At 70.5% G+C, this 16,748-nt stretch carries 17 protein-coding genes; 10 read left to right on the top strand and 7 right to left on the bottom strand.

What is annotated here, in order from left to right; all coding sequences use genetic code 11:
• Window positions 1–32: 32 nt before the first annotated feature.
• A complete protein-coding gene (locus tag ACQ0O7_RS36545) occupies window positions 33–629 on the top strand; it encodes a dihydrofolate reductase family protein (protein ID WP_430789368.1) in 597 nt (198 codons plus the stop codon).
• On the opposite strand, the gene ACQ0O7_RS36550 is transcribed toward ACQ0O7_RS36545, so the two are convergent.
• Window positions 611–1,723: a hypothetical protein gene (locus tag ACQ0O7_RS36550; protein ID WP_430789370.1), complete on the bottom strand. Its 1,113-nt coding sequence runs from the start codon at window positions 1,721–1,723 to the stop codon at window positions 611–613. The two genes, ACQ0O7_RS36545 and ACQ0O7_RS36550, sit on opposite strands and share 19 nt — an antisense overlap.
• A gap of 129 nt (window positions 1,724–1,852) precedes the next feature.
• Here ACQ0O7_RS36550 and mptB point away from each other — a divergent pair, with 129 nt between their 5' ends.
• Window positions 1,853–3,274 (top strand): polyprenol phosphomannose-dependent alpha 1,6 mannosyltransferase MptB, encoded by a 1,422-nt coding sequence (gene mptB / locus ACQ0O7_RS36555; RefSeq protein ID WP_430789372.1) that lies wholly within the window; start codon window positions 1,853–1,855, stop codon window positions 3,272–3,274.
• Window positions 3,275–3,358: 84 nt separating this feature from the next.
• Here mptB and ACQ0O7_RS36560 read toward each other — a convergent pair whose 3' ends face one another.
• Complete coding sequence (locus ACQ0O7_RS36560) at window positions 3,359–3,928, bottom strand: TetR/AcrR family transcriptional regulator (RefSeq protein WP_430789374.1); 570 nt, start codon at window positions 3,926–3,928, stop codon at window positions 3,359–3,361.
• Window positions 3,929–3,980: 52 nt separating this feature from the next.
• On the opposite strand from ACQ0O7_RS36560, the gene ACQ0O7_RS36565 reads away from it, so the two are divergent.
• Window positions 3,981–4,958: an alpha/beta fold hydrolase gene (locus tag ACQ0O7_RS36565; protein WP_430789376.1), complete on the top strand. Its 978-nt coding sequence runs from the start codon at window positions 3,981–3,983 to the stop codon at window positions 4,956–4,958.
• 81 nt (window positions 4,959–5,039) lie between these two features.
• Window positions 5,040–6,305, top strand: a complete 1,266-nt coding sequence (locus tag ACQ0O7_RS36570) for a CotH kinase family protein (protein ID WP_430789378.1) — start codon at window positions 5,040–5,042, stop codon at window positions 6,303–6,305.
• 272 nt (window positions 6,306–6,577) lie between these two features.
• Here ACQ0O7_RS36570 and ACQ0O7_RS36575 read toward each other — a convergent pair whose 3' ends face one another.
• On the bottom strand, window positions 6,578–7,462 hold the full coding sequence (locus tag ACQ0O7_RS36575; protein WP_430789380.1) for a LysR family transcriptional regulator: 885 nt from the start codon (window positions 7,460–7,462) through the stop codon (window positions 6,578–6,580).
• Window positions 7,463–7,535: 73 nt separating this feature from the next.
• On the opposite strand from ACQ0O7_RS36575, the gene ACQ0O7_RS36580 reads away from it, so the two are divergent.
• Window positions 7,536–8,411 carry a DMT family transporter gene (locus ACQ0O7_RS36580; RefSeq protein ID WP_430789382.1) on the top strand — a complete coding sequence of 292 codons (876 nt, stop codon included), beginning with the start codon at window positions 7,536–7,538 and terminating at the stop codon, window positions 8,409–8,411.
• A 486-nt stretch (window positions 8,412–8,897) separates the two neighbouring features.
• Here ACQ0O7_RS36580 and ACQ0O7_RS36585 read toward each other — a convergent pair whose 3' ends face one another.
• Together ACQ0O7_RS36585 and ACQ0O7_RS36590 are read right to left on the bottom strand one after the other, a co-directional pair.
• Window positions 8,898–9,656, bottom strand: a complete 759-nt coding sequence (locus ACQ0O7_RS36585) for a nucleotidyltransferase domain-containing protein (RefSeq protein WP_430789384.1) — start codon at window positions 9,654–9,656, stop codon at window positions 8,898–8,900.
• An 801-nt stretch (window positions 9,657–10,457) separates the two neighbouring features.
• Window positions 10,458–10,967 carry a MarR family winged helix-turn-helix transcriptional regulator gene (locus ACQ0O7_RS36590; RefSeq protein WP_430789386.1) on the bottom strand — a complete coding sequence of 170 codons (510 nt, stop codon included), beginning with the start codon at window positions 10,965–10,967 and terminating at the stop codon, window positions 10,458–10,460.
• Window positions 10,968–11,054: 87 nt separating this feature from the next.
• On the opposite strand from ACQ0O7_RS36590, the gene ACQ0O7_RS36595 reads away from it, so the two are divergent.
• Both ACQ0O7_RS36595 and ACQ0O7_RS36600 read left to right on the top strand, forming a co-directional pair.
• Window positions 11,055–11,675: an FMN-dependent NADH-azoreductase gene (locus ACQ0O7_RS36595; RefSeq protein WP_430789388.1), complete on the top strand. Its 621-nt coding sequence runs from the start codon at window positions 11,055–11,057 to the stop codon at window positions 11,673–11,675.
• 63 nt (window positions 11,676–11,738) lie between these two features.
• Complete coding sequence (locus ACQ0O7_RS36600) at window positions 11,739–12,260, top strand: AAA family ATPase (protein WP_430789390.1); 522 nt, start codon at window positions 11,739–11,741, stop codon at window positions 12,258–12,260.
• On the opposite strand, the gene ACQ0O7_RS36605 is transcribed toward ACQ0O7_RS36600, so the two are convergent.
• A complete protein-coding gene (locus ACQ0O7_RS36605) occupies window positions 12,228–13,091 on the bottom strand; it encodes a LysR family transcriptional regulator (RefSeq protein WP_430789392.1) in 864 nt (287 codons plus the stop codon). The two genes, ACQ0O7_RS36600 and ACQ0O7_RS36605, sit on opposite strands and share 33 nt — an antisense overlap.
• Before the next feature lie 70 nt (window positions 13,092–13,161).
• Here ACQ0O7_RS36605 and ACQ0O7_RS36610 point away from each other — a divergent pair, with 70 nt between their 5' ends.
• Window positions 13,162–13,998 carry a dihydrodipicolinate synthase family protein gene (locus tag ACQ0O7_RS36610; RefSeq protein ID WP_430789394.1) on the top strand — a complete coding sequence of 279 codons (837 nt, stop codon included), beginning with the start codon at window positions 13,162–13,164 and terminating at the stop codon, window positions 13,996–13,998.
• On the opposite strand, the gene ACQ0O7_RS36615 is transcribed toward ACQ0O7_RS36610, so the two are convergent.
• A complete protein-coding gene (locus tag ACQ0O7_RS36615; RefSeq protein ID WP_430789396.1) occupies window positions 13,991–15,061 on the bottom strand; it encodes a LysR family transcriptional regulator in 1,071 nt (356 codons plus the stop codon). The two genes, ACQ0O7_RS36610 and ACQ0O7_RS36615, sit on opposite strands and share 8 nt — an antisense overlap.
• Before the next feature lie 73 nt (window positions 15,062–15,134).
• On the opposite strand from ACQ0O7_RS36615, the gene ACQ0O7_RS36620 reads away from it, so the two are divergent.
• Together ACQ0O7_RS36620 and ACQ0O7_RS36625 are read left to right on the top strand one after the other, a co-directional pair.
• A complete protein-coding gene (locus ACQ0O7_RS36620; protein WP_430789398.1) occupies window positions 15,135–16,073 on the top strand; it encodes an EamA family transporter in 939 nt (312 codons plus the stop codon).
• A gap of 33 nt (window positions 16,074–16,106) precedes the next feature.
• Entirely contained in the window at window positions 16,107–16,715 is a 609-nt protein-coding gene (locus ACQ0O7_RS36625) for a TetR/AcrR family transcriptional regulator (protein ID WP_430789400.1), read from the top strand.
• Window positions 16,716–16,748: the final 33 nt, after the last annotated feature.

Genomic DNA, 16,748 nt, shown 5'->3' on the forward strand with positions numbered 1-16,748 from the left:
CAACGCAACCGGTTCGACAGTGAGGATAGATGATGGCCTTCGTGACAGTCTCCGTCGCCGTTTCCGTGGACGGGTTCATGGCCGGGCACAACCAGCGGCTCGACAAGGCGTTCGGGGACGGGCCGACCGACGAGATCATGCGCTGGATGATGGAGACGCGGGAGGAGAACGCCGCGGAGATCGCGGAGATCGTCGACGCGGACGCCTTCATCATGGGCCGCAACATGTTCAGCCCGGGGCGGGGCGAGTGGGATCCGGAGTGGACCGGCTGGTGGGGCGAGGATCCCCCGTACCACAAGCCGGTCTTCGTCCTGACCAGCCACGCCCGCGAGGATCTGCCGATGGCGGGTGGCACCACCTTCCACTTCGTCACCGGTGGCCCGCACGAGGCCCTGGAGCGGGCGGTGAAGGCCACCGGCGACGGGCGGATCTCGATCGCCGGCGGCGCCACCACGATCAACCAGTTCCTCACCGCCGGCCTGGTCGACCAGATCGTCCTGCACGTGGCACCGGTGATCATGGGGGCCGGCACGCGGCTGTTCGACGGGGTGCCGGCGATGAGACTGCAGCTGCTCGGGTCACGGTCGGCGTCGCTTGCGACCCACATCACCTACAAGGTCGTTCGCTGAAATCGCGGTCGCCAGGCGGTCGTGCCGTCGGCCCCGGCCAGCGCCTCGGCGACCGCGTCGCTCAGCTCCGGCAGGTCCAGGGTGGCGAGCTGGTTGGCCAGCTCGCGCCACGCGTCGGACTGCGCCCAGGTCCGTAATCTGGTGTGCCGGACCAGTTCGGTGTCCAGGCTGCGGGGGAGGGTGGCGCATTCGCCGAGCCCACCGCCGATCTCCAGCGCGATCATCGTGGTGACGCAGTCGTCGCAGGTGCCACAGTTGACGCCGGGTTCGCTGTGCGTGCACACGGTCAGGGTGCGCAGGGCCAGCGCCGAGTGCACCAGGTACTGGGAGATCTTCTCGATCCGGGCGGTCTCCACCCCGTCGTGGACCAGGGCGAGGCCTTCGGTGGACCAGAGCGGGTCGAGCAGCGGGTGTGAGCCCCACGGCGACAGGTGCCCGTAGTCCTCGGTGGATGCCAGCAGGCAGGTGCCGAGCACACCTTCGCAGGCCAGCGCGACGGCGGCCAGGGCCGCGCCGTGGTATTCGTTCCAGCCCACCACCTCCTCGGTCAGGGTGCGCAGGTTGGTCTCCACCACGAGCAGCCGTTTGCCGGTCTCCCGGGCGACCTCGGTGAGCCGGGTGAGCAGGCGTTCGTGGTCGGGGCCGTCGTCCTGCAGCACGTTGGCGAAGACCAGGTGGGTGATCTCCCGGTGGCCGGGGGCCTCGGCCCGGCGCAGGTCCTTGAGCAGGCTGTAGTGCGAGTCGGCGCCGGCGGTGAAGAACAGCCCGACCCCGTCGGCGGCGGCGGTCGGCCCGGCGGTGGAGGCCGGCACGATCTCCGCCGGTTTGACGTCCCACCAGCGCTGGTAGAGGTCCATGGCGTCGCGGGCGCCGCGCAGCAGCCGGCCGGAGACCGGCGCGTTGATGATCAGCGGCTCGCCGATGGCCATCGCGGGCAGGGCGAAGGCGGGCACGAAGGTGTTGCCGGGGTTGGCCGGTGGGGGTGGGGGTGGCCCGCCGGAGGCGTCCCGGATCCGGAATTCGAGGAGTTCGCCCTCGCTGCGCGGCCATCGGACCATGCCCAGCACACGGGTCTCGTAGGCTCCTGTCTCCACTGCTACACGTTCGAGCATCACCTGAACCATTTTTCCGGATATTCCGGACGTATCGGGCATTATGTGCTGAAAAGTCCCTCTTCAGAGGCCGGTCGACTGGCGTTCATGGAGTACAGACACGATGTGCCTGTGCTGACGTACCTCCGCCTCCTCGGTCTCGCCGGATCGCTCATGCTCGTCACCGCCGGGTGGCTGGGCGGCGCGCACCCGCACGCGGACCTCAGCTCCAACCCGGTCAGCATCGCCCGCGGACCCTACGGACCGGCGATCCTGAGCCTCTGGCTGGTCGGCACCGGCTTCCAGGCGTGGGCCTGGTGGTCGGCCCGGGACCGCACCCCGTCGGTGCGCTGGGCCACCGTCACCGCGCTGCTGTGGATGCTGCCGTTCCTGTTCGTGCCGGCGATGGGCAGTCGCGACGTCTACTCCTACACCTGTCAGGGGGAGATGTACCTGCACGGGATCGACCCCTATCGGTTCGGCGTGTCGGCCCTGCCGTGCACCTGGCTGGAGACGGTGTCGCCGATCTGGCGGGACACGCCCACCCCGTACGGCCCGCTGTTCATCCTGATCGCCGCCGCGGTCGTCAAGGTGGGCGGCGGGCTCACCGGCTCCCTGATCATCTTCCGGCTGGTCACCCTGGCCGGCATCCTCGCCGCCGGTCTCGCTCTGCCGGCGCTGGCCCGCCGCTGCGGCGTCGATCCCGGCCGGGCGGTCTGGCTCGCGCTCGCCGGTCCCCTGGTCGGGGCACACATGCTGGCCGCGCCGCACAACGATGCGATCATGCTCGGGTTGGCGGTGGTCGCTCTCCATCTGCTGGTACGCCTGAGCCCACGCCCCGCCGTGCTCCTCGGGGCCGGTGCGCTGCTCGGACTGGCGGTCTCGGTGAAGGCGACCGCCGGGGTGCTGATCCCGTTCGCGGTGCTGCTGGCGGCCCGCCCGTTCCTGTCCTCGGCGCTGCTGATCGGCACCGGATCACTGGCGTCGTTCGGCGCGGTCACCGTGGCCAGCGGCCTGGGTCTGGGCTGGATTCCGGCGATGCGGGTGGGTGACGGGCTGATCCAGTTCACCTCGCTGCCGACCGCGATCGGGATGACCCTGACGTACACCGGCCGGTTGTTCTCTCCCGGTTTCGACGCTGTCCCGTTCATGCGTGACCTGGCGCTGGTGGTGCTCGCCGGCACGCTGGTCCTCCTGTGGTTCCGGGCGCTGCGGGCCGCCGACCGGGGGAGGGCGGCCCTGCACGGCGCCGCCCTCTCGCTGGTCGCGTTCGTGGCCCTGGTCCCGGTCTTCCACGCCTGGTACATCCTGTGGCCGCTGACTCTGCTGGCCGCGACCACGGTGCGGACCCGGCTGCTGATGGTGCTGACCATCGCCGCCGCCTTCCTGGTGCTGCCGGACGGCGGTGGGCTGTCCCGGTTCGTCAAGTTCCCCGGGGCGCCGCTGGCGGTGGTCGCCCTGATCACCGTGGTGACGATCCGGATCCGGCAGCGCCGTTCCGGGCCGGTTGCGGTGCCCGGCTCACCGCAGCCGTCCGGTGGAAGCCCGGGATGAGCACGGCCGCGACCCCCACGGGTCAGCGCCGCCGCCACCTGGCTCCCGCCGCCCGCCGCCCCGCCCGGGAAGGGAGCACACGACCTAGCGCAGGGCCTGGCCCAGCAGGGTGATCAGGGACTCGGTGGCGGCGGTGGTGTCGAAGGACGGGTCGGACAGGTTCTCGGCGACTATCGCGTCCAGGGCGCCGTTCACGATCACCGCGGTGACCCGCGGGTCCACGTCGGGGCGGTAGTCGCCGGCGTCGCGGGCCGCGGTGATCAGAGCGGCCACCGCGTCGCGGCGGCTCGGAGCGTTCGGGGTGTCCTCGACGGCCGGGGACTCGCCGATGCCCTCCACGATCATGCGGGTGTGTGCCGGGTTGTCCCGCAGGTAGCCGGTGATCGAGCGGAGGTACGCCGCCAGCGCCGCCGCCCCGGACTCGGTGGCGACCGCCGCGCCGACCCGCGTGGTCAGCCCGTCGATGACCGTGTCGTACGCCGCCCGCACCACCGCGTCCTTGGACGGGAAGTGGTAGAGCACGGCGGCTTTGGAGATGCCGGCCGCCTCGGCGATCCGGGCCAGTGAGGTGCCGGCGTGGCCGTGCCGCGCGATCAGGTCGATGGTGACGCCGATCAGCTGGGCGCGGCGGGCGAGTTCGGTGAGCGTGGGCACCGCACTACCCTACCGGTTGAATTTTCTACCATGCGGTCAGTAATCTGACCGCATGGTTAGTAGAGCGAAACTTCGCTGGGCGGCGCTCGTTCTCGTCGCCCTGGCCGTCGTGGTGGCCTACGCCCTGCGCGACCCGTCCCCGGTCGGCTACTTCACCTCGGCCGGCGCCCATGACCGGTTCCGGACCGCCTACCGGTCGGCGATGGCCGACATGCCGGCCCCGGAGCGCACCCTCGACATCCGCACCGGCTACGGCGTCGTGCGGGTCTACCGCTTCGCCGGCGGTGGTGAGCCGGGCGGCGGCGCCCCGGACGCCGCACCACTCCTGCTGCTGCCCGGCCGCGCGTCGGCGTCCCCGGTCTGGGCCGACAACATGCCGTCCCTGCTCGCGCTGCGCGACGTCTACACCGTCGACCTGCTCGGTGAACCCGGCCTCAGCGTCCAGCAGCGCCCGATCGAGACCGAATCCGATCACGCCCAATGGCTGCACGAGGTGCTCTTGGCGCTGCCCGAGCCCCGGATCCACCTGTTCGGGCTCTCGTTCGGCGGCTGGACCGCGATGAACCTGGCCCTGCACCGCCCGGAGAAGGTCGCCGGGATCATCCTGCTCGACCCGATCCTCACCTTCGGTGACCTGTCGTTCGGTGCGGTGCTGCGGTCCATCCCGGTGAGTGTCGGCTGGGCGCCCCGGTCCTGGCGGGAGAGCTTCGCCAGCTGGACCGCGAACGACGCACCGGTGGCGGACGTGCCGGTGGCCGACATGATCGAGGAGGGACTGCGGGCGTACGCGATGAAACTCGCCACCCCCACCCGGCCGGACCGGGACCGGCTCGCCGCGCTGACCGTCCCGGCACTGGTTCTGATGGCCGGCGAGTCCCGGATGCACGACGCGGAAGCCGCCGCCGGGTACGCCGGGCGCGTCCTGCCCCGGGCCACGGTGAAGACCTATCCGGAGGCCTCGCACGCGATCAACGGAGAGTATCCACAGGAGATCGCCGTAGACGTGGCCACGTATCTGAACGTCAACTGACAGGGCCGGCACAGCCCGTACACAAGGCAATCGTCTTTTCTGGGAGACATCCGGAACCGCCGCTACGAAGGGTGACCCTCGATGCCTCCCTACACCCTGTCCCGTCGCTCCTTCGGGGCTGCCCTCGCCGGCGCCGTCGGCCTCGTCGCCCTCGGCGCCTGCGCGTCGACCGCCACGGCGGAGAGCGGGACGACGGCGGGCGCCGGGCTGTTCGACCCGGCCGTGGTGCACGACATCGACTTCACGTTCGCGCAGGCCGACTACGACGCGATGATCGACACCTACCTGGACTCCGGCGACAAGAAGTGGATCGAGGCGACGGTCGTCGTCGACGGGACGACGTTCGAGCGGGCCGGCCTGCGGCTGAAGGGCAACTCGTCGCTGCGCGGGCTCACCAAGGGTGATTCCACCGAGACCGGCAACCCACAGAACCTGCCCTGGCTGGTACGCCTGGACAAGTACGTGGACGGCCAGAACCTCGGCGGCTACACCGAATTCGTGGTCCGCTCGAACAATTCCGCGTCGTCACTGAACGAGGCGGTCGCCCTGGAGCTGCTGGGCGAGGCCGGGCTGGCCACCCAGAAGTCGGCGTCCACCCGGCTGAGTGTCGCCGGCGGCACCGACGTGCTGCGCCTGATCATCGAGAACCCGGCCGACAAGTGGGCCGCCGACAACTTCACCGGTGCCGGTGTCCTCTACAAGGCGGAGGCGAACGGCGACTACAGCTATCGGGGTGACGACGCGGCGAGCTACACCGACGTGTTCGACGTGGAGGCCGGTGACGAGGACTTCGCGCCGCTGACCGCGTTCCTCAAGTTCCTCAACGAGTCCGACGACGCCACGTTCGGCAGTGAGCTGGGTGATCATCTGGACACCGGGGCGTTCGCCACCTACCTGGCGGTCCAGGAGCTGATCAAGAACTCGGACGACATCGACGGGCCGGGCAACAACTCCTATCTGCGGTACACGACCGACAAGGATCAGTTCACGGTGGTCGCGTGGGATCACAACCTGGCGTTCGGCGGGATGGGGGGAGGCGGCGGTAATCGCGGCGGGGGCGACCGCGGCGGAGCCCGGCCCGAAGGAGGCGGCCAGCAGCGGCCCGACCAAGCCGGGCGGATGGGCGGCCGGAGCAACATCCTGGTCACCCGCTTCAACGCGAATTCGACCTTCAAGGCGGCGTACGAGAAAGCCCTCACCGACCTGAAGGCCGATCTCTACACCAGTGGCCGGGCCGCCGAGATCCTGCGGACCCGGGCCGCGGTGCTCACCGCGAACGCCACCGACCTGATCAGCGCAGACACCGTCACCAGCGAGGCGAACAGCATCAAGGCGTACTTCGCATAGGCCGGCCTTGACGGAGCTACCGGGGAAAGGAGCATCACTTCGCGCCGGTACGCGTCGACGACCGGCTGACACTCGGCTTCATGACCGTCGGCCAGCCGACCGGAAACGCACCGGCCTTCGACGTCGACCCGGACACCTTCGGCCGGGTGCTGGGACGTCCGCGGGCCGGGGGAGTGCCGTTCGGCAGCGAACCGGACGTCCCGGACAACTGCCACGTCGATCACCCGCGGTGCGCCCGGGGCCTCTACCGATTCCCGGCCGTGCGTCTCCCGTCACGGCGCTTCGGGCGGTGTGATCGCCCGCAGCGCGTCCAGGACCGCCCGGACCGACGCGCGGTGCAGGGTCTCCGGCCGGGCCAGCACGTCGATGTGCCGGGCCACCGGCAGATCGGTGAGCGCGCGCAACGCCAGCCGCGGGCCGGGGACCGTGGTCCGGCCGGGCAGCAGAGCCAGCATGTCGCCGGCCGCGACCAGCGAGGCCGCCACGGTGAACTCGTTGACCCGGTGCCGGACGTCCAACGGCCGCCCGGCCGCCGCGGCGATCGCGGTCAGCACCCCGGTCAGCGGGAAGCCGTCGTGCACGCTGATCCACGGCCAGGCACCGACGTCCGACGCGGTGAGCGGTTCGCGCGCGGCCAGCGGATGGGTCAGGGACATCGCCACGTACAACGGCTCCCGCATGATCGGGATGACCGCGATCCGGTCCGCAGGCCACGGCGGACTGTGCGCCAGCCGGTGCGCGATGACCAGGTCGTAGTCGCCGACCAGCGACGGGAAGTCGGCGTGTGCCACGTCCCGGTCCGTGCAGCGCACCTGCGGGGCCCGCGCGAACAGCGGCGCGAACCAGGTCAGCGCGGCACTGTTGAACGCCGCGACACTCACCGGCGCGCCCGGATCGTCCAGGTGGTCACCGACCGCCCGGGCGGCCCGGTCCAGCGCGGCCATCACGTCGACGGCCGCCGCGGCCAGCGCCTGCCCCGCCGCGGTCAGCACCAGACGGCGGCCCCGGCGCTCGGTCAGCGGCACCTTCGACTGCCGCTGCAGCGCGTTGAGCTGCTGCGACACGGCGGACGGGGTGATGCGCGAGGCCCGCGCGACAGCGGCGAGGCTGCCCCGCTCGCCCAGCTCCCGCAGCAGTCGCAGGTGGTGCGGATCCATTAGGCCCCACTACATCGTTGTTTCAACAGATGGCATCTTGTCTACCGGATCGGCGCCCCGCACGCTTGCCGATGTGACCGGAGACCTTCTTCTGCTGGCTGTGGCCGCCATCTGGGGGAGCAGCTACCTGGCCGCCAAAACCCTGGTGGTGGCCGGTGGCGTGCTGCTCGTGCTGGCCCTGCGCTACCTGGTGTCGGCGGCCGTGCTGCTCCCACTGATGCTGCGGCGGCGCGTCCGCCGTCGCGAGCTGGCGGTCGGGCTGCTGCTCGGCGGCACCCAGGCGGCGGTGCTGGCGTTGGAGACCTACGGCGTGTCGATGACCAGCGCCACCAACGCGGGCGTGCTGATCAGCCTGACGATCCTGATCACACCCCTGATGCAGGGCGGCCTGCCACCCCGCTTCTTCGCGGCCGCCGCCCTGGCCACCGCGGGCGTGGCGTTGCTGGTGGCCGGGCCCGGGTGGCGTACCCCCAACTGGGGTGACGTCCTGATGTTGCTGGCCGCGCTGGTCCGGGCCGCGCACGTGACCCTGTCCGGCCGCCTGACCAGGCCCGCCGACGACACGGTGACGTTGACGACCATCCAGACGGTGGTGGGCGCCGTGTTGTTCGGCGCCGCGGCCTGGCCGTTGACAACGACCGGATTCGGGGCGGGGGAGTGGGCCGGCATCCTCTACCTGGCGCTGGGTTGCAGCGTGTTCGCGTTCCTGGTCCAGTTGTGGGCGATCCGCCGCACATCCCCGGCCCGAGCCAGCCTGCTCCTGGGCACCGAACCGGTGTGGGCAGTCCTGATAGGCATCAGCCTGGGCGGCGAACACCTGACCCTGTTGGCCACCGCGGGCATCACCCTGGTCTTGGCCGGCACGTGGTGGGGCCAGCGCGTCGAACGCGATTCCCGCCTGCCAAGCCCGCATCCCGCCGCCCCGTCACCGGTAGCCGCGGCCCCCTGACCACCCCCATCACCCTCACCCATCCCTAATCCACGAAGCGTCCCTGCGTCCCGTGACTCGGTCCTGCGTTTCGTGACTCGGTCCTGCGTTTCGTGACTCGGTCCCGCGTCCCGTGACCCGGTCCCGTGACTTGGTCCTGCGTCCGTGACTCGGACCTGCGTCCCGGCCCTGCCTCCGCGCCGAACGCGGTCCCGGCCCCACCTCTACTCCTGGGCCGTCTGGACCGCTCTCGCACCCCGCGTTCCCGCATCCCGGCTCTGCGGCCCGCGTTCCCGCGCCCGGCCTCGGGTCCTGGCCTCGCGTTCCGGCGCCGCATCCGGTGTTTCCGCGGCGATGGCGCCTCGCGTTGGTTCACGTTCCGGGAGAACGAACGTTCTTTCTGCTCAAAGCGACGCGCGACCGTTCCGGCGGTTGTTGGAGCGGCGAGGGTGGTCAAGGATCCCGATGGGGTCGGGTTCGGCGCGGAGCCGACGTGGGTTTCCGGCTCTAGGCGGATCCCCAGCGATGGTGTGCGTCAGCGACCACGGCATCGATGGAGTCGGCGACGGTGTGCGCGTCGGCGGAGGTGAACACGACCGGCTCGCCGCGCCGCCAGCGGACCGCTCGGGCGGCGACATCGGCGTACTCCGGAAAGAGTTCGCCCAGGTAGGCGGCGGCACCAGCCTTGGAGACGACATCGTGGTGGGCGAGGGTGAAATGCAGCCGGGCCGGCCCGAGCACACACCAGGCGATCGCCTCGGGCTGGACGGTGTCGGTGGTGCGGAGCGGTTCGGCGCCGGGTGCCCAGTAGGTTTCGAGGTTCCCCAGGTTGTAACGGCGCAACGCCTCGTAGTCGACGGTGAGACCGAGATCGGCCACGCTCGGCCCGCGCACGGGAATGCCGTAGCGCGTCAACAGCAGCCACAGCACCGGGTTCAGTTCACCGCACGGCCGACCGGTGCGAAACTCGCCGTCCACCACGAACGGCACCACCTGCTGCTCAGAGGGTTGTCGAATCAACGTTTCCCGATCCAGGTAGACGCCGTCAAGATGTGGACGCCCGGCCCTCGCCGCATGCAGATCCGCCAGGATGCCGAGATCATCGTCAGTAGCGTGACGACTGGTAACGATCAGCGTGTCGATGTCGCTGGCCCCGGGTTGGTAGGCCCCGAGCGCGACCGATCCCGTCAGATACAGCTTCTCCACGAACCCGGGCAGCGCTTCGTCAACGACAGCTAGATAACGTGAGGCAGTCTGCTCAACCATGCCCGCCGACGCTACTAGCCAGGTCCGCCGCCCGCCTGCCCCCAGAACGAACGTTCTGTCCATCCGCGGCTCCTGGCCTCGCTTTCAACCGGCCGGCATTCCGCGAGAAAGAACGTTCTCCCTACCGAGGGGCCGTAGCTGAGGGGCTGTGGCCGAGGGGCTGTGGCCGAGGGGCTGTGGCCGAGGGGCTGTGGCCGAGGGGCCGTGTCCGAGAGGCTGTGGCCGAGGGGCCGTGTCCGAGAGGTCATGTCCGAGGGGCCGTGGCCGAGGGGCCATGGCCGAGGGCAGTAGCGGGAGGGGCAGTAGCCGGAGGGGCGTAGCCGATGAGCGTCCGCCTGCGAAAGATCTTGGTCAATTTGCCACCATTTCGAGCTTCGTTCTCGGCCGCCTGATCACTTGCGGTCAATCCCTCGCGCGGGCGACCCGCTCAGCAGAGATCTTGGTGGATTTACCACCGGAAACGGTGGCAAATCCACCAAGATCGGCCAGGTCGGAGCTGGAGGGCGGACATTCGCGCAAAGAAATGACCGCGAGCGGGCCAGCAGCCGAGAAGAAGGCTCGAAACGGTGGCAAATCCTCCAAGATCGGCCAATGCGCGGCAGGTGGCCGACCAACGCGCGGCGAGCGACCGACCAAGACGTGGCACGCGGCCGGACGCCCGCGCGGGAGGATGACCGCGAGCGGGCGGAGTGCCACCCGGAACGTACATAAATATGTAAAACGGCACAGACCAAGGTGTGAAACGCCATCGTTCCGGGTCGCGTGTGCCCTAGGTCTCTCGCCTCCGGGGCCAGCGGGCGGCTAGGTGTCCTCCGGCTGGGGGCCCAGGCAGGCGCGCATGTGCGGCGCCGCCGTCATCAGCAGCTGGGTGCCGATCGCGGCGAGTTGGCCGACCTGGTCCGGGGTGAGGACGTCGAAGACCAGGCGACGGGCCTCGCGGACGTGATCGGGGGCGGCGGCCACGACCGCGTCCCAGCCGGCGTCGGTAAGTGTCGCCCACACGCACCGGGATTCGGTGGCCGTCTCCACACTGTGGCGTTCGACCCAGCCGTGTTTTTCCAGCCGGGAGACGGCGTGTGAGATCCGGGAGGGGGTGCCGGCGGCCAGGTGTGCGAGTGCCCCCATCCGTACCGACCGGTCGGGTGCCTGGGAGAGGGCGGACAGGATCGAGTATTCGAAGAAGTTGACTCCGGAGTCCCGTTTGAGCTGGGCGTCGATGGCCGCGGGGACGGTGGTGAGCACGGAGATGAGTGCTTTCCAGGCGCGGGTTTCCTCGTCGGAGAGCCATGGGACGGATGTGCTGTCGCTCACGGAACAGAAGAATACGCGATGGGCGACTTGAACGTTCAACAGCGGCCGTGGCATGCTCCTGTTGAACATTCAAATGAAGGGACCCTCATGGCCATCCTGCGTATCGACGCCAGCATCCTCGGCCCCAACTCCGCCAGCACCGAGCTCGCCGACCTGGTGGAGAAGGAACTGAGCGGCGCGGAGATCAAGCGACGGCACCTGGGCTCCGACCCGCTGCCCGCCGACGCCTGGGCCACCGCCATCCAGGCCGCGTACGTGCCGGTCGACCAGCGCAGCGACGCCCACCACGGCGCCGTCGCCCTGGCCGGTGAGCTGGCCGACGAGCTGCGTGCCGCCGACGCCGTGATTCTTGCCCTGCCGTTCTACAACTACGGCGTCTCCCAGCACGCCAAGACCTGGATCGACCTGGCCATCGCCGGCGGCGAGAACGGTGAGAAGTTCCTCGAGGGCAAGCCGGCCGTCGTCCTCACCACCCGTGGTGGTGCCTACGGCGCGGGCACCCCGCGTGAGGGCTGGGACCACAACACCGACTACCTGCGCCGCGTCGTCGGTGACATCTGGGGTGCCGAGCTGACCCTGATCGAGCGCGAGTTCACCCTGGTCGGCGTGAACCCGGCGCTGGACGCCTTCACCGACACGGCCGCCGAGATGCGCAAGAACGCCCACGAGGCCGCGTCCGCCGCAGGCCGCTCGCTGGCCACCCGCTGACCCCTCGCCCGGCCGCGTCCACAGTGTGGTGGACGCGGCCGGCGTACCAAATATGATTCGGGAATGCCCCGGCTGATCCTGCTCAACGGCCCTCCGGCCTGCGGCAAGTCCACGCTCGCCCGGATGTTCGCCGACCGGCACCCGCTCGCCCTCGATCTGGACATCGACCGCGTCCGCGATCTGCTCGGCGCATGGCGTGACCATGCCGGACCGGCCGGGCTGCTGGCCCGCGACATCGCCCTGGCCGCCGCCCGGACCCATCTGACCAGTGGGTACGACGTGATCGTCCCGCAGCTGCTGGCCCGCCCGCGGTTCATCGAGCAGGCCGAGGCCCTCGCCGCCGAGCTGGGTTGTGCCTTCCACGAGATCGTCCTGATCGACAGCCGGGAGGACGCCCTGCGCCGGTTCGTGCTCCGCGACGGCGAGGGTGTCCTCGATCCGGCCGAGCTGGCGGCGATGTACGACCGGCTGACGGCACTGATGGCGACCCGCCCAGCGGTCCGATTCGTACACAGTCATGAGGGTGAGATCGAACGAACCTATGCGGAGTTCTCATCCGTGCTGGAGCGCGCCGAGGAACGCTGACACGGCCGGATGGACGGCGGCGCCCGTGCGGAACGCCACCCGGGTCCGGCGCCGGGTCGGCAGCGGAAGCAGTGACACGCCCGAGGGCAGCCGGCCGGTCGCCAGTTGCGGGACCACCGCGACCCCCTGCCCGGCGGCGACCAGGGCCAGCACGGTGCCGAAGTCGTCCACCCGGTGCCGGCCGCGCGGCACGAACCCGGCCGCCCGGCAGATCTGCAGGGTCGCGGTGTGACAGAGCGTGCCCGGGGTGGCCAGGATCCAGTCCGCGTCCCGGTGCTCCGCGAGACCCGCGCCGACCGGCCCGCCGACGGCCAGATGGACGGTCTCGTCGAGCAGCGGCACGCTGTCCAGCCCCTGGTCGGGTGGCCGGGGAGCGACATCCCAGTCCTGGATCAGCCCGACGTCGAGCCGCCGGTCCAGCAACGCGGCCGGCACGTCCGCCGGATCGATCTCGGTCACCATCAGCTCCAGCCCGGCGTGCCGTTCACCCAGGGTCACCAGGGCCGGGGTGAGCAGGGTGCTGATCGCGCTGGGGAACGCGCCGATGCGCAGCTCACCGGAGGGCCCGGTGGTGGCGGCGGCGAGCGCTGCCTCGGTTTGTTCCAGGGCGGCCAGGACGGTCTCGGCGTGGGCGACCAGGACCCGGCCGGCGCCGGTCAGGGAGACCTTTCGGCCGGTACGTTCCAGCAAGGCCACTCCCGCCTCCCGTTCCAGCGCGGAGAGCTGTTGCGAGACAGCCGACGGGGTGTATGTGTGGGTCTCGGCGACGGCGGCGATCGTGCCCAGGCGGGACAGATCACAGAGCAGACGGAGGCGGCGTACGTCGAGCATAAGTTCAGCTTACGGTCAGCCTCGCGATCGTGAACTGGACCTGATGCTCGACACCATCGAGGCTGGGTGCATGGCACTGAACGGCATCCTCGTACCACTGATCACTCCCTTCGACGCCGACGGTGCGGTGGCACTGGACGCCCTGGACCGCCTGGCCCGTGACGTCCTGGACGCCGGGGCGTCCGGGCTGGTGGCGCTGGGCACCACCGGCGAACCGGCGTCGCTGACCCCCGCCGAGCAGGACGCGGTCGTCGAGGTGGCGGTCACGGTCAGCCGCGAGTACGGCACACCGCTCCTGGTCGGCGCCCGTCCGGATCTGGCCGAACGGCCGGGGGTGACGGCGGCGCTGAGCACTGTGCCCGCGTTCGTCCGCCCCGGTGAGGCCGGGGTGATCGCCCACTTCGAGGTGCTCGCCGCGACCGTACCCCTGGTGATCTATCACGTCCCGCAGCGGACCGGCCAGACGCTGTCGGCGGAGGCCCTGCTCCACCTGGCCGGCATCCCCGGCGTGATCGGCATGAAGTACGCCACCACCGTCATCGACGACACCACGGTCGCGCTGGTGGCGGATATGCCGGACGGCTTCGCCCTGCTCGGCGGCGACGACGCCCTGATCTCCCCGCTGCTGGCGATCGGCGCACACGGCGGCATTCTGGCTTCGGCGCATGTGGACACCCGTGCGTTCGTTCGCTTGGCCACCGCGTGGCAGTCCGGCGATCATGCCCGCGCCCGCCACCTGGGCAACCGGCTGGTGCCGCTGGCCCGGGCCCTGTTCGCCGAGCCCAACCCCAGTGTCCTCAAGGGCGTCCTGCACACCCAGGGCCGCATCCCGACCCCGGCGGTCCGCTTGCCGTTACTCCCCGCCGCGCCGTCGTCGGTCACCCACGCGCTGGCCACCGTCAGCTGATCGTCCCCGCGGCCTGTCCCACCGCGTCCGCCGCGCTGTTGTCTGTCGTCACCGCTTGCCTCGCCGCGTCCGCCGCACTTCTATCTGGCTCTGCCGCACTTCTGTCTGGGTCTGCCGCACTTCTGTCCGGGTCCGCGGCGCGGCCGTCGGTCAGGTCGCGGGCCTGGGCGATGACCGCGGTGAGGAAGGCGGTCAGTGCCGGGGACGGCGGTCCATCCCTGGTCACCGCGAACAGGCGGCGGCCCAACACCGATCCGGTCACCTCACGGTAGGCCAGGCCGGCGCCCGGTTGCGGCAGTGTGAGCAGCGGCAGGAGGGCGACGGCGCCGGTGAGACGAACCAGTTCCAGCTGTACGCCGGCATCGTTGGAGTGGTGCCGCAGGTCCGGGTCGAAGCCACCGAGCGCACGACAGGTGCCGACGACCATGGCGTGATGGCCGGTGCCCTCGTGCGACGACACCCACGCCTCGCCCCGCAGCGCCGCCAGCGGCACCGGCCCACCCACCACGGCCAGCGGGTGCGTGGCGGACAGCACCACCCGGGACGGCTCGGCGAGCAGGGGTGTGAGCCGCACACCGTCCGGCCGTGGCCGGGGCTGCCCGTCGTACTCGTCACTGATCACCAGATCGACCGACCCCAGCCGCAACTCCGGCAGCGCCTGCTCCAGCTCCAGTTCGGAGATCTCCAGCCGCACACCCGGATGCTCGGCCATCACCCGGGCCACCGCCGGAACGAGCAGCCGTCGAGCCGCCGACTGCAGCCCACCGGCCCGGACCGTGCCCCGCAGCATGCCCCGCCCGGTCGAGTCGAGTGCCGCCAGATCCGACTCGGCCGCCTCCGCCGCGGCCAGCAGGATCCGCGCGTGCCGTGCCAGCAGCCGCCCGGCGTCGGTGAGTCGCACCCCGCGGCCGGCCTTCTCCAGCAGAACCGCGCCGGCCTCCTTCTCCAGCACGGCGAGCTGCTGCGACACGGCCGACGGGCTGTAGCCGAGGGCAGTGGCCACCGCTCCGAGGGTGCCCCGCTCCTCGAACTCCCGAAGAAATCGCAGCCGCCTCAGATCCATGCACAATATCTAACCATTGATCTCCAATAATCATCACTGGACCTGAACGGTCGGGCGGGCTGATGCTCGATGGATGGGACCGCTGCTGTGTCTGATCTCCGCCGCCTGCTTCGGGGCGATGGCAATCTTCGGCAAGTACGCCTACGTCGCCGGAGTCACCGCGCCGACTCTCCTCCTGATCCGTTTCACGCTGGCCGCGCTGATCCTGGCGGTGCTGGTCGCGGCAGGCCCGTGGGCCCGCCCACGGGGCCGGCACCTGGTCGTGGCGCTGGGTCTGGGCGCCGTCGGTTACGCCACGCAGGCCACCCTGTTCTTCGAGGCGCTGACGGTGATGGACGCGTCACTTCTCGCACTGATCCTCTACACCTATCCGCTGATGGTGACCGCGATCGCCGCCCTGCTGGGCCGGGACCTCCTGACACCCGCCCGAGTCGCAGCCCTGCTGGCAGCCTCGACCGGCACACTCCTGGTGCTGCTGGGCGGGGGCGTCGGCATGCTGAATCCGCTGGGTGTGACGCTGGCGCTGGGCTCGGCCCTCACCTACACGCTCTACATCCTGGTCTCCGATCGTGTGGTCCAGCAGGTGCCACCGGTACCGCTCACCGCGACGGTGATGGCCGGCGCGTCGGCCGCCCTGGTCGTCCGGTCAGCGGCGACCGGCGGCCCCGACGTGAACTTCGCCCCGTCCGGCTGGCTCTGGCTGGCAGCCATAGCCGTGATGTCGACAGTCCTGGCCGCACTGACGTTCTTCGCCGGCCTGCGCCGAACCGGACCCTCCACGGCCGCGATCCTCTCCACCGCAGAGCCCGTGGTGACAGCGGCCCTGGCGGCGTCTCTCCTGGGTGAGTCGCTGTCTCCACTTCAGTGGGCCGGTGGAGCGATCGTTCTGATCTCGGTGGTGACCGTGCAATCCAAATCTCCGGCACCTCCAACACGACGCACGGCTCAGTCCTCCCCTCGGCTTCAGCCGACCTGGCGCCCTCCGGATGACGCTGTCAACCTTTTGAGGTGACGGTGTCATCCCAGGCTCGATACGATGAATCGCATGATCAGCCGCTCGGAATCCGCCGCCGCCACCCGAAGCGCCCTCCTGGCGGCGGCCACCGACCTGCTCGACGACGGCGGACCGGACGCGGTCACGCTGCGTGGTGTGGGCGCGCGGGCCGGGGTGACCCGTGGAGCGCCCTACCGGCACTTCGCCGACAAGGAGAGCCTGCTGATCGCGATCGGCGTCCAGGCATGGGACCGGGTCGCCGACCAGATGGCGGCCCTGCGTGCCGCGCCGGACTTGTCCACCCGGCGGAAACTGAAGGCCGGCCTGATGGGAATGGTCGACATCGGCCGCACCCGCCCACATCTCTACCGACTGATGTTCAGCCGCCCGCCGGGTGATCCGGACGCTCTGGCCCGAGCCGCCCAGCGCAGCCAGACCGACTTTCTGGCGATCATCGCGGACCTGGTGGGCGAGGCGGAGTCCCGGCACTACGGCGCGCTGCTGATCGCCAGCGCCGGCGGTATCGCCGGCATGGAGGTGGGCAACCAGCTGGCCGACCCCAAGTGGGGCGGCACCACAGCCGAAGACCTGATCGCCACCCTGGTGGACAGAATCGCCGGCGGCGAAGAAGAACGAACGCCGGACACCGGCCGAAGGTGATCCCGAACCGCCGTGGAGCCGTGCCCGGGGACC

The organism is Actinoplanes sp. G11-F43, from assembly GCF_050589265.1.
Classification (GTDB): domain Bacteria; phylum Actinomycetota; class Actinomycetes; order Mycobacteriales; family Micromonosporaceae; genus Actinoplanes.